Origin of the sequence: Clostridium sp. C8, assembly GCF_001010885.1 — a bacterium.
Classification (GTDB): domain Bacteria; phylum Bacillota; class Clostridia; order Clostridiales; family Clostridiaceae; genus Clostridium; species Clostridium sartagoforme.
Genome location: NZ_LBMX01000053.1, coordinates 15,511 through 29,896 on the forward strand (window position 1 = coordinate 15,511; position 14,386 = coordinate 29,896).

The window sequence follows — 14,386 nt, forward strand, 5'->3', positions numbered from 1 at the left end:
TTAAATTGATAATTTAGGAAATTATATTGTGTGGAATAGAGGTGATGGTAATTTGATAATAGATAATTTAAGAGAATTAAGTCTTACAAGTACATCAAAAGGTATGCTATATAAATGTATAGGTTCAGTAGATGGAAAAAAAGTATTTATTAAAACAGGAGCAAAGCTAAGAAATAGATTTTCAATTTTAGAACCAATAAGTGAAGTTATAGCAAGTGAAATAATTAGTAAATTTAATATAGCTTGCGCTAAAAATACATTAAGTAAAATTACATTGCCAAACATGAAAGAAGATGTACTTGTAAGTATATCAGAAGATTTTGTTAAAGATAACGAAGAAATGATGAGTATTAGAGCTATACTGGGTAATGTAAGTAGAGAAAATTTATACAATACAGTGACTTCATTAATTCCAAATTTAAAAGTTGATATAGATAGAATGATAGTGATGGATTTTCTTATAAACAATATTGATAGACATTTAAGAAATTTCAGTATTATCAGTCAAGAAGGGAGTAAAGTTAAATTCGCTCCACTATATGATCACGGACTGTCATTATATTCAGATATACAAGATCTTGAGTTAGAACAAGATGACAAAGAAACTTGGGAAATGATAGATGAATGTAAGCCATTTGCAGAGTCTCATTATAGGCAACTTGAATTAATAGGAGAGGTTAATTTACCTAAAGTTCCACTTGAAGATATTTTAGACATAATAGATAAATACAAAGAATATTTAACAGAGCATAGAACACAGTGCATCAAACACCTATTAAAAATTAGGTATAATCACTTAGTTAACAGGGGGATTTTATGATAGATCAATATATATTAATGCATAAAGATGTGCCAGTAGGTGATTTAATATACGATACATCTACTAAAAAATTCAACTTTAATAAATACGAGAATATCAAAGAAATTAGCCACTTACCTTTAGGAATGTATAGCTATAAAAACTGGAATATAGAATACAAGCCAACTCATGAAGATATAGTTTTTTGGTTAGAAGATAGAGTTGTTCCCAAAGAAAGAGCTAATATAGATGAAATATTAAAAGTTATGGGGCTAATAGACTACGATTTTTGGGAGCTTTGCAGAAGAACGAGGGCAATGTGTATGGAGGACTATTTTTGGCTAAGTAAGGGAGAGAAATATGAAGATGTTCATATGAGGTACCTTTCGGAACATAATAGGCTTCATGAAACACCAATACCATTTAAAGTAGAAGAATATGAACCAGAATATAAAGTAGTGGGAGAAAAATTAATTAAAAATTAGAAAATGGAGGGATTGGGATTTGAGTTTATTTGAGAATTTTACAGAGGATCTTCTAGAGCAAGCAGCCATAGAGATACTTGAAGAATTAGATTATAGCCATGTATTTGGTCCAGATATGGCTTATGATGGAGATAGTCCAGAGAGAAGTAATTATAAAGATGTTATTTTACAGCAAAGAGTTAGAGATGCTTTATTTAATATAAATAGACATTTGCCAGAGGAAGCTTTAGAGGAAGCATACAGAAAGATTATTACCTTTAATAGTCCAGTATTAGTGGATAACAATAGGTATTTTCATAAGCTTTTAGTTGAAGGGATAGATGTTTCCTTTAGTAAAAATGGAGAGATTAAAACTGAAAAGGCTTATATTATAGATTTTAATAATTTGAGAAAAAATGATTTCTTAGTAGTTAATCAATTTACTATAGTTGAAAAGGAAGAAAGGAGACCAGACTTAATTATATTTGTTAATGGTATTCCTCTTGTAGTAATTGAGCTTAAGTCAGCTACTGATGAAAGTGTAGGTATTGAAGAAGCTTATAATCAAATTCAAACATATAAAAATGATATTCCAAGTTTATTTAACTACAATGCTTTCTGCATATTATCAGATGGAATAAATGCTAAGGTTGGTACTGTTACTTCTAATGAAGAAAGATTCATGAATTGGAGAAGTATTGACGGCATGGATGTTGAGTCTTTAGATGTACCACAATATGAAGTTATGCTAAGAGGAATGTTAGCTAAAGAACGTTTATTGGATATAGTTGAAAACTTCTTATTATTCCAAACTTCAAGAAAAGCAGATTTTGATGCAGATGGTAATAAGATTGGAGATAAGGCAGTTAATATAAAAATATTAGCTGGTTATCACCAATATTTTGCAGTTAAAAAGGCAGTAGAAAAAACAAAGGAAGCATGTAGTGAAAAGGGAGATAAAAAAGCAGGTGTTATATGGCATACTCAAGGTTCTGGTAAGAGTTTCTCCATGGTATTCTATGCAGCACAATTAGTAAAGCATTTAAATAATCCAACAATAGTTGTATTAACAGATAGAAATGATTTAGATGATCAGTTATTTGGAACCTTTGCTAAGTCTTCTGATATTTTAAGACAAACTCCAAGACAAGCAGATGTTAGAAAGCTTTCAGATGATCAAAGATTAGCTAACGTTAAAGGTAAGGATAACTCAAAAGAAGTAAATGGATTATTTGATTTACTTAATGATAGAGAATCGGGTGGAATTATCTTTACAACTATCCAAAAGTTTAAGCCAGAAGATGGAGAAATGCCAGCATTAACAGAAAGAAGAAACGTTATTATTGTTGCAGACGAAGCTCACAGAAGTCAATATGGTTTAGAGGCTAAGACAGATACTAAGACTGGTGAAGTTAAGTATGGATATGCTAAATATTTAAGAGACGCACTTCCAAATGCAACCTTTATAGGATTTACAGGAACACCAATTGAGCTTGATGATAAATCAACGCCTGCTGTATTCGGTGAATATATTGATATTTACGATATGACAAGAGCTGTTGAAGATGGAGCTACTGTAAAGATTTATTATGAAAATAGAATAATCAAGCTTGATACTAATGAAGATATCATTGAAGAAATAGACGAAGAGTTTGATGAAATAACGGAAGGTCAAGAAGATAATGACAAGGAGAAATACAAAAGCAAGTGGTCAAGATTAGAAGCTATTGTAGGAGCTCCAAACAGAATAAAAAAATTAGCTGAAGACATAGTAAATCACTATGAAGAAAAAGCTAAAACTATAGATGGAAAAGCTATGGTTGTATGTATGAGCAGAAAAATCTGCGTTGATCTTTATGACGAAATAATCAATATAAGACCAGATTGGCACTCTGATGATGTTGATAAAGGTAAGATTAAAGTTGTTATGACTGGTAGTGCAGCAGATAATGAAAGGTTACAAGCTCATATTGGTGGTAAACAAAGACGAGATACATTAGCCAACAGAATGAAAGATAACAATGATGAATTAAAAATTGTTCTAGTAAGAGATATGTGGCTAACAGGTTTTGACGTTCCTTCAATGCACACTATGTATATAGACAAACCAATGCAAGGACACAACTTAATGCAAGCCATTGCAAGAGTTAACAGAGTATTCAAAGATAAAAGCGGTGGAGTTGTAGTTGACTACCTAGGAATTCTTGAAAGTCTTAAAAAAGCATTAAAGCAATATACAGATAGTGATAAACACAATACAGGTATAGATACATCAGCAGCTATAGCAGTAATGCTTGAAAAACTAGAAGTATTAAGAGATATGGTTTATGAATTAGATTATTCAGGGTATATGGGAGATTCTCAATCTAAGAGAATAAGAGCTATTACTAGTGGTATGAACTTAATTTTAGGCTTTGATGAAAAAGAGCAAAAGGAATTTAAACAATTTGCTACAGAACTAGCAAAGGCTCATGCTTTATGTGCAGCAACAGATGATGGTAAAAGAGTAGCACTAGAAGTAAGTTATTTCAAAGCAGTAAAAGCAAGCTTAGTTAAACTAGACAGTAAAACTACAGTGAAAAAATCAAAGAAAGAGATGGAAGCTAGAGTTAATCAACTACTAGAAAAATCAATAATATCAGAAGAAGTTATTGACGTATTTGATACTCTAGGGATAAAAAGACCAGATGTATCAATTCTTTCGGAAGAATTTTTAGAAGAAGTTAAAGGTATGAAAGAAAAGAATTTAGCTGCTGAAATGCTTAAAAAGTTACTTGAAGGTAATTTAAAGACTATGGAAAGAACAAATCTAGTTAAATCAGAAAAATTCTCTGAAAAGCTAAAGAAAACTTTAAATAAATATAGAAACCAAGCAATAACAAATGCAGAAGTTATTGAAGAGCTTATTAGAATGGCACAAGAACTAAAAAATATGAAAACTAGAGAAGAGGAATTAGGACTTAGTGAAGATGAAATTGCTTTTTATGATGCTTTAACTTCTGATGAGGCAGTTAAGGAATTTATTAATGATGAAACTCTTAAGAAAATAGCACATGAGCTAACAGGAGCTATTAGAAGAAATATTTCTATTGATTGGAGCGTTAGAAAAAGTGCCCAAGCAGGTATGAGAAAAATAATTAAAAGGCTTCTTAAGAAATATGACTATCCACCAGATAAAGCAAAGAAAGCACTTGAAACAGTTATGAGACAGGCAGAGCTTATGTGTGGAAATGTTGATGTAGCAGATTTAACAGTAGCTATGGCAGCAGAGGACAGTGGAGAATATAGAGTTTAGAACAGAGGATGAGAATGTATATGAGTTAATAACACAAAATGAAGCAGATGGAATTAAAGGAAATACTTTTAGTAGAGAGAAATGGTAAAGAGGAGATTTAAATTTATGGCAGATATAAAATTTGAAATTAAAGAAACAGTTGGTGTTATAGCTGAATCAGCTAAAGGATGGAAAAAGGAATTAAATCTAATTAGCTGGAATGGGAAAGAAGCTAAGTATGATTTAAGAGAATGGTCACCAGAACATGAGAAGATGGGGAAGGGTGTTACATTATCTAATGATGAATTAAAAGCATTAAAAGATTTACTTAATAGTATTGAAATATAAAAGATAAATTAAGGGTGTGGGGTTAAAGATATGAATTTAAAGGTATTTGAATTTTTAGGTGCAGAAGTGCCTAGTTCAGTAGGGGATATAAGAGAAGCATTAGATTTATTAGCAACTTCTATAGATACTGCAATAGAACAAGTTGGTGAAAAGGTGAGTAAATCTTTTGCAGATAAAGATTTTAAGAAGGCAGCAGAACTAAGTTTAAATAGTGAAGAATTAGATTCTATAAGCAAGAAAATACAAGAAGTAATAGGTGACTTAGACACAATTATAGATAATAGGAATATAGAAGAGGATTCAATAAATATAGTATAAAATTAAGTGACTACAAAATATATCTTAAAGCAGATTATTCAGAGTTACATTAATTTTAAGGAGCCACCGGTATTTAATCGGTGGCTCAAACGACATATTAGCATTTGATAGGATAACAAAATCATTATTGCTATTATGTGTGGGAAATAGATGGGTACTATTTTTTAGGGGGAATGTATGGGTGTTAGAAAATCTAAGGTTAATAGATATAGAGAAAGAGTTAGGTAATAAACTTAAAGAATGTGAGTTAGTAAGTGATTTACGATTAACATATGAAGATTTTTGCATTTTAGAAAGAAGTTATAAGGATATATTAGGAAAGTTAGATGATATCGATTTTCTAGTTAGCAATATTAAATATTTTCAAGCTACAACAACTACTATTCTAGTTTATGAGGCATTATATAAATATAGGAAAAATTTTTGGGATAATATAATTGGTCTATTAAATATTGAGAGCAAAGATGTAAACATTGTCAAGGATGCTTTTGTTAATGCCTTTAATTTTACTATTAGTAAATATAAATTGAAAATGTTTAAAGATGTTGGGGGTTATAAAAATATTACTCCTATGATTTGTCATAGTGGAGTACCAAATTCAAGTTTAAATACACTTTTTACAATTGCTACAGAGTATACAGACATAAAAGATATTGGACCGGAAGAAATTATAGAAAATATCAAATATTTTATTAGATACAAGGTTGATAAATCTATATATAGGTTTATTACTAATAACGAGGATAGAGCAAAAGAATTCATCTATGATTTACAGGTATTAGTAAAAGAAACAGAGGAAAATGATTTTTCTTATGAAGATATAACAGTTAAGTTTAATAGTCTTGAGGATAGGATTATAAATGAATATGTTAAATATAGAGCTTCAAATGAATATTTAGGGATTAAAAATAATAAAAAGAAAAATTATATTATTCAACCTAGAATAACTTTAGATAGTGTTAGTAATGGTTTAAATATAGTTTTACCATCTAATACTGTCAAAAACAGCTTTGTTGATTTTGTAGAATGGCATATAACAACCGATAAAAGCTCAGATATTATAAAGTGTAGCTTATACGAAAAGGGTAGACAATGTATTAGTGAAAATAAAAGAGTAAAAGTATCGGCTAGTACAAATTATAAAATAAAACTTATCTATGAAGATGAAGTCCTTAATGAATGGCAATTTAGTGGTTTTGAAAATGATGAACCTTTTTTATTATTTGACCATAAGGGGAATTTATTAAAATCTACTAATGTAAAGGATCAAAACATTTATATTTTAATGAAAAATACTTGTAAATTAAAGGCTATAAATATAGATAAAAGAGAATTTGATATTCATGAAAAAGGTTATGTAGGTTATGTAGGACTAGAAGTTAAGTTTAGAGAAAAAATTCAACGAGTTGAATTAATTACAGAAAATGATGATGTATTTAAAATAGAGTATAGAGATAAAAATAACATAGTCTTATGTGGTAAAAGTGAAGTATTTAAGGATAATTATTCTGAAAATAGCACACCGATATATTCTGAAAAGACACCTATTATTAAAATTGATAATGCAATAATCTTAGATAATACTTACTATATAGCTATTAGGAATATAAAAAATAATGTAGATATAAAGATACCATTAGAGTATGAGATAAGTAATGGTGATGCAATAGTTTCACTTGATGATATTGATTGTTTTAAAGAAAAAATATATGGTGAGTATGGTGTTAGGATTTATTCAGGTAATAAGCTTGTTAAAATACTTCCATTTAAATTTCTACCTAAAGTTAAAATATATAATGACAACGAATCTGAATATCCATCAGAAAAAGGAAGATATAAAAGGCAAAATATTAAAATTATATGTGATAAATCTATCACTATAAATCTAGACAACAGTGAATATGAAGTTACAGAAGATAATATACATAGGAACTATATTTTTAGTAACTATGGTATAGATCATTTTATAAATGGGAATTTAGAAATAAAAACAAACAATAACTTATTAAAGTTTAATATAAAATCTAAAAGTAGGAGTATTTGCTATTCCATACTTAACGAAGGGGAGGATTTAGATAATATAAGTTTTTCTAAAGAACCTTCAATTGTATATAAAAAAGAAATTCAAACTAACAGTAAATTGCTAGCTTTAAGCTTTATGGATAGGTTTATTAATAGCTTTAAAGTTGACATTATATTAGTTGATTTTAAAGATAATATACTTCAATCAACAAAAATTGAGGCTATAAATAACAAGTGTATATTTATACCACTAAATAAATTTTATGATTCTATAAGTTCAAGTTCTTCAACTAAATTTGTTGTTAAAGTTATAGTTAAAAATGAGTATGATAAAGTTATAAGCGAATTTATACCTTGTGTTATCAAGGAAGAGGTAGTTATTTCAAAAGTTAGTTACAAAGAAATAGATAATGAAAATATTGCTTTAAGCTGGACCACAGAGGGTATTAAGCTTGAAAATGAACTAGCTTTAAAAGTGTACAACATATTTAAGCCGTGGGAAGAACCATTAAGTTTATTAATAGATAAAGATAATATACTAGAAGATGGAAAAAGGGTTACTATGTATCTTGAAAAAGATAAACTAGCTCTTAGAAATGATACTATGTACTATTTTAATATAGAAGATGAATCAGATGATTTATTTGCTGAAGAGACAGAAGAAAAAGTTTTAAGTTTCAATGAAGATGGGTTATACAATAAAAACTGTAATTATCAATTAGAAGAAGTAATTAATATAAAAGTATTAATAAGTAATTTAGTTAAGGCTAAAAGAATAAAAGAGTTAGAGAAGGTTTTTAATGATATAAAAACTTATAAGATAGCAGAAGAACTTTCAAAAGATATCTTAAATTCGATATTCTTTTTACATAGGAATTATTCAATCTTATGTGATATTGGTGTTGAGGATAGGAAATTAAAAACTACATGTATTTATGGCTTGTGCTTTAAGTATATCACAAGATATAACTTATATAATGTAATAGAATATTTATTAGAAATAGATAGTTATGATAATATAAAAAATCTTTTAGATAAATTAAAAATTATTAATATTGATGTAGATATTAATAATGGTATTAGTAAAGAAAAAAGAGAAGCTTTATGGAAATCAGATAAAGAAAGAGCTTTTTTAGTTGAAGCTAGAAGTGGAATAAGTTCTAAAAGTATATTAATTAAAAATATTTATGATTTAATTGGTGAAGATTTAGAGATGAAAATTCTAGGATATAGCTACGAATGTGATACTTGTAAATATAAAGGTAATAAAGGCTGTATTAGTATGTATATTAAAAGAAGATGTAACAAAAGAATAGTTAATCTATCAGAAGAACTACTAGGAAGTAATGCTATGTATAGTACTTTATTTGATAAATATAGTACAAATTTTAAAAAGAAAGAATTAGCTAGTTTAAATTGGATAAATGATACTGGGGATAATGGCGTTGTAATAAATGGAACGACCTACGTAGAAACATTATTTGAATGGGTAGAGTACTACAACAATGAAAAACGTAAAAAGCTACATGATAAAATAGTTAATGACATAACTGAGTTAAGTATACTTATTAAAAAACTAGAGGAGAATTATGAATTTAAAGTATTTAATAAGATGTTATTAAAAAGAAAAGAGGATAATAAAACTTCACCTAATACTTTTGCTTACTATTGTGGTGTAACTACATTGATAGCTTCAATGATGAAATACAAAAGATTAGATAATTTATTGAGTAATAAGGATAGACAATTACTTGTTAGATTACTGATTATATTTAGAAAAGAAATGGAAAAGGTGTATTTAAGAGATTTGTATGTAATAGAATTTTATTTAATTCAAGGAGAAGAGTTATATGTCGATGGATCCAATTAAAAGTACAGAATATATAAATGAAAAATATAAAGAGTATATTAGTTCAATTTTAAGCGTTAAAGATGAGAGGTTAAAAGAAAAGGCTTTTAAGAAAATATCAGAAGGAAATAAATTTATAAAAGGTCCATACTTAGAAATAACACCAGAATTTGAAAAGGGTAGAAGTATAAAAAATCTTATTGAAGATAATATTTTAAGTAAGGATTTTAAATATTTAAATCATGAATTCGATAATGAAAGATTGCTTTATAAGCACCAAGAAGTGGCAATAAATAAAGTATGTAAAGAGAAAAAGAATATTATTGTAGCAACTGGGACAGGTTCAGGTAAAACAGAATGTTTTTTGATTCCAATCATTAATGAATTAATGAGAGAAAATGAAAAGGGAAAATTAAACTCAGGAGTAAGAGCATTATTATTATATCCAATGAACGCTCTTGCAAATGATCAGGTTAAAAGATTAAGAAAAGCATTAAAGGATTATCAAAATATAACCTTTGGAAGATATACTGGTGAAACACCTGAAAAATATAATATTGCATTAGAATCATTTAAAAAGCAGAACAATGGTGAAGCACCAACAAAAAACGAGTTAATATGTAGAGAGCAAATGAGAGAAAATCCACCTCATATATTATTAACTAATTACGCTATGTTAGAATATTTACTATTAAGACCAGAGGATAATACATTCTTTGATAATAATAATGGTGATACTTGGAGATTTATTGTATTAGATGAGGCCCATACTTATAAAGGTGCTAGTGGTTCGGAAATATCAATGTTACTTAAAAGATTAAAAGAGAGAGTAAATGGATATGAACTTGGTAAGCTACAGTGTATTGCAACATCTGCAACATTAGGTGGAGGAAAAGAGGATTTTCCAAAGGTAGCTGCTTTCGCTTCAGAATTATTTAGTGAAAAATTCTATCCAGAAGATATTATAGAATCAAAGAGGCAGAAATTTGGTGAGGTATCAAGTTTATTACAGGATAGGAAATGTAATTTTTATATTGAATTAAAAAAAGAGTATGATGAATGTTTATATAATACTGTGAAATTTGAGGATTTATGTGATAAATATAATATTAACTCTGCATCAAATAGAGAAGTTTTTCTATATGAACTATTAAAGGATGATAAGAATTTAAGAATAATTCAAAATAGGCTTACAGAAGGAACCAAAAATATAAATGAAGTCATTGAATGGGTATTTACAAATGATAATACTGTAAAATCGAAAGATAAACAAGAGGCTTTGGTATCATTAATTGAACTTGCATGTATAGCAAGAGTAGATGAATCATCAAAAGCGTTATTGCCTGCAAGATATCATTTGTTTGTTAAATCTTTAGAAGGAATGTATGCTTCATTTTACCCAACACCTGAAATCTATTTAGAAAGAAGAGAAGAAATAAATATTCAAAACTCTAAGGTTAAAGTATTTGAACTTGCCAACTGTCAAAAATGTGGTCAAGAATATATAGTTGGTACAATAGATGGAGATTATTTGAAGCATTATAATGGAAATATAACAGATGAACACACTCCAATAAAATATTTTAAGGTTTGTGCAGATGAAGAGAATGTTGAAGAATTAGATGATGATGATTGTTTGTTTGTTGATGCTAAAAATAACAAATTAGAAGACTATTTACTATGTACAGTTTGTGGGAAGATAGAAAAGGTTGGTAAAAAGAGCAATAAAAACTGTTGTAATGTATATGATGATAGGAAGTATTTAAAGGTTAAACATGTAGTAAATAAAGGAGTATCCATAAATAGTTGCACATCATGTGGTGGAGTTTCAAAGGATATTATTAAAAGATTTTTAACAGCAGATACAGCAGCAACTAATGTTATATCAAGAAGTTTATACGAAATGATACCAGGTAATGTCAAGATTACTATCCCAAAGGAGAATGTTGAGGTTGCTGAAGATGATTGGTTTTTTGATGATGGAGAAGAATCAGTTGTAACTGAAGAAACTGTTCAAGAGATTATAAATCCAAGAAAGTTACTAATATTTTCAGATAACAGACAAGAGGCAGCCTTTTTTGCATCTTTTATGAATGATAAATATAATCAAATATTATGGAGAAAAATAATTATTAAGGCTTTAATGGAGTCAAAAGAAGAATATTTAGGATCAGATGAAGTTATAACTAGAATGGTTAGAATTGCATCAGAGAATGATGTATATGAAGAAAATATAGATAAGTCAGAAAAAAATAAAATAGCAAGTACATTCTTAATTAAAGAGATAATATCTATAGAAAGAAATACAGGGTTAGAGGCACTTGGATTAATTAACTTTAGATATGAGATACCAAAATTAAGTAGAGGTTATGATAAGCTAAATTTATCAGCAGACGAATTTTATGCACTTATTAATGTTTTATTAGATAGTTATAGATATCAAAGTGCAATATCTTTCCCAAGCAATATAATACAAACTGATGAAGCTTTTGAGCCTAGAAATAGAGAGGTACTCTTTAGACTTGAAGAAGGTGAATTAGCAAAAGATAAAACAGTATTAGGTCAATTGCCAAAAGATAAATCAGAAAATAAAAGAAGTAATTTTATAAAGCGTATATTAATTAAAAACGGATTATCTAAAGAAATGGCAAAGATAGAAGCTAAAGAAATATTAAAGGAGCTATCTACTAGATTAGATGAGATGTTTATAAAAAAAGGTATAGTTGAGCAAATTGATGTAAAACCTTTTGGAGCAGTCAAAAGAATAAATTACAAAAAAATAAACATATCTTTAGGAAGAGAAGAAGATAAGATATTTATTTGTAATAGGTGTGGTAAAGTTACAAGTAACAATATATTTGATTTATGTCCAGAGTTTAGATGTGAGGGTTCGTTAGTAAGTTATTCGTCTAACATTACAAATAAGTATAAATACTACAAGGATTTATATAAGGATTTAGACTTAAAGCCAATGATTGCTAAAGAGCATACTGCACAACTTACTAGCAATACTGCAAGTACCCTACAAAAGAAGTTCGAAGAGGGAAAAATTAATGTATTAAGCTGTTCAACAACTTTTGAAATGGGGGTAGACGTAGGACAACTAGAAGCGATAGTTATGAGAAATGTTCCACCTGAAACTTCAAATTACATTCAACGTGCTGGACGTGCTGGTCGTCGTGGTTCATCAACTGCGTTTGTTGTTACTTTTGCTAGAAGAAGAAGTCATGATATTAATTATTATAATAACCCTGAAAAAATCATATCAGGAATTATAAAGGCACCATATTTAGAAACTAAAAATGACAGAATTATAAAGAGACATATGAACTCAATTATATTTGCATATTTCTTTAAGATAAAACCAGATTTGTTTAGAAGAACTTCTTTATTGTTTAATGAGGATGTAGAAGACTTTGGAAGAACTGCTTTAAAGGAAATATTAGATAAACATCCAGAAGAGTTAATGGATGCTTTAACAAAAGTAGTACCAAAAGAGCTACATGAAAAATTAAAGATAACTAATTGGGGATTCATAGATGAATTATGTGGAGATGAAGGATATTTTACTAGAGTTGAAAATGAATATAGAAATAACATTAGTCAATTAAAGACTTTACAAAATGAAAGATTCAAAAAAGGTGATAATACAGATTACATTAATAGAATAATGAATACCTACAGAGATAAGTCAAATATAAACTATCTATCAGATAGAAATATTTTGCCAAAGTATGGTTTCCCCGTTGACGTTGTATCACTAGACATTTTGAATAATGATATTTCAGCAAAAGAAATTGAAATTTCAAGAGACTTAAAAATGGCTATTTCTGAATTTGCACCGGGTTCTTCAGTAGTTGCTAATGGTAAAGTGTGGACATCATATTCAATTAATCAAGAGAGTAATAAAGGATGGCCAACCTTTGACTATGCTATATGTGATAAGTGTAAAAAAATTCACACTCATGTTAGTGATATATCATCGAAAAAAGCTGACAGTAAAATTGAGCCGTTCTGCGAATGTGGTGAAGAGTTGAAAATTAGAAAGTTTATAAAGCCAGAGTTTGGATTTTCAACAAATGTTGATACTCCAAAGGCTACAGGAGACAATAAACCCAAAAAGTATTATGCTAGTAGAGTAACATTTGAGGATTTCGAAAAGCTTGATATTTATCAAGAAACGGAAGTAATGCAGGATACAATATATATAGATGGACATGAAATTAGTTATAAGTATGCACCAATGGGTAGGTTATTACTTGTAAATTCTGCATTTAACAATATGGGATTCAGGGTATGTAAGTACTGTGGCTATGCAACAGCTGATATGCCAAATAAAGAAAATAAATTTAAGCATAAAAATAAGTTTGGAAATGCATGTCCAAGTGAATACGCATATAACGTGGATTTAGGTCACCAATTTAATACAGACGTATTGAAAATTGACTTGCCTATTTTGGGAGATTCAAATGATAAACTGTGGTATAGCCTCTTATATGCAATAATAGAAGGCGCTTGCGATGAATTTGATATAGTTAGAAATGATATAAATGGATGTTTATATTACAATAACCTAACTGTTTCAAAACCATCAATAATTATATTTGACGAAGCAGCAGGTGGAGCAGGACACGTTAGAAAGATTTCCACAAATTTAAAAAATGTCTTAGATAAAGCATATAAAAGAGTATCTAATTGCGACTGTGGCGAAGAAACAAGTTGTTATGGCTGCTTAAGAAATTACAATAACCAAATATTCCATGAAAAGCTACAACGTGGCTTAGTTAAAGACTATCTGAAAAAATTGATAAAATAAGACTAGAGAGTAAGTATGAAAATTATATCATACTTACTTTTTATATTATAGAAAAAATTACTTAGTAAGTAAGCGTAAAAAAAATTAACGGATAGATTATAAAGCCTCTCTTTGCTAGAATCAAAAATATGATAAAAGCATAGGGAGGTTATTTTTATGGCAAAGAGTATAGGCAAAGAAGCCTGGAAGAAATATATAGATAAGTTTTCTTCTTACGAAGGAACGTTAAAACAATACTGTGAGGACAATACTGTGAGGACAATAATATTAGTAAAAGTCAATTTTATTATAATAGAAGGTTTTTTGCAGTAGCAGCTAAATGAGAAATGGTGTTAGTATAAAGTAGTGGGCACATTAAGACGAACTAAGTAAAATATAAATGCTAAGATAAGAATGTACAAAGTGACCAATATTTCTATGTATAATACTAGGTAAAATTTAACACAGTATTAATGGTGATGAAGATGATTTATAGAAAAAACATTAATACTGAAAT

8 protein-coding genes are annotated in these 14,386 nt (G+C 28.5%); all 8 read left to right on the top strand.

Annotated features, from left to right (window positions below; all coding sequences use genetic code 11):
• Window positions 1-28 precede the first annotated feature (28 nt).
• The 8 genes from AAT22_RS08605 (at window position 29) to AAT22_RS19040 (ending at window position 14,202) form a co-directional block, all read left to right on the top strand.
• Window positions 29-820 carry a HipA domain-containing protein gene (locus tag AAT22_RS08605; protein ID WP_047000909.1) on the top strand — a complete coding sequence of 264 codons (792 nt, stop codon included), beginning with the start codon at window positions 29-31 and terminating at the stop codon, window positions 818-820.
• A complete protein-coding gene (locus AAT22_RS08610; RefSeq protein ID WP_047000910.1) occupies window positions 817-1,284 on the top strand; it encodes a hypothetical protein in 468 nt (155 codons plus the stop codon). Before AAT22_RS08605 ends, AAT22_RS08610 begins: the two co-directional genes overlap by 4 nt.
• A 19-nt stretch (window positions 1,285-1,303) precedes the next feature.
• Window positions 1,304-4,558: a type I restriction endonuclease subunit R gene (locus tag AAT22_RS08615; RefSeq protein ID WP_047000911.1), complete on the top strand. Its 3,255-nt coding sequence runs from the start codon at window positions 1,304-1,306 to the stop codon at window positions 4,556-4,558.
• A gap of 105 nt (window positions 4,559-4,663) precedes the next feature.
• The gene (locus tag AAT22_RS08620) at window positions 4,664-4,885 is read left to right on the top strand and encodes a YdbC family protein (RefSeq protein ID WP_047000912.1); all 222 of its coding nucleotides are present in this window, start codon (window positions 4,664-4,666) and stop codon (window positions 4,883-4,885) included.
• Between the two features lie 30 nt (window positions 4,886-4,915).
• Window positions 4,916-5,203, top strand: a complete 288-nt coding sequence (locus AAT22_RS08625; RefSeq protein WP_052953930.1) for a hypothetical protein — start codon at window positions 4,916-4,918, stop codon at window positions 5,201-5,203.
• 181 nt (window positions 5,204-5,384) lie between these two features.
• Window positions 5,385-9,095 (top strand): hypothetical protein, encoded by a 3,711-nt coding sequence (locus AAT22_RS08630; protein WP_047000913.1) that lies wholly within the window; start codon window positions 5,385-5,387, stop codon window positions 9,093-9,095.
• The gene (locus tag AAT22_RS08635; protein WP_047000914.1) at window positions 9,076-13,890 is read left to right on the top strand and encodes a DEAD/DEAH box helicase; all 4,815 of its coding nucleotides are present in this window, start codon (window positions 9,076-9,078) and stop codon (window positions 13,888-13,890) included. Before AAT22_RS08630 ends, AAT22_RS08635 begins: the two co-directional genes overlap by 20 nt.
• Before the next feature lie 156 nt (window positions 13,891-14,046).
• Window positions 14,047-14,202: a hypothetical protein gene (locus AAT22_RS19040; RefSeq protein WP_156174303.1), complete on the top strand. Its 156-nt coding sequence runs from the start codon at window positions 14,047-14,049 to the stop codon at window positions 14,200-14,202.
• Window positions 14,203-14,386: the final 184 nt, after the last annotated feature.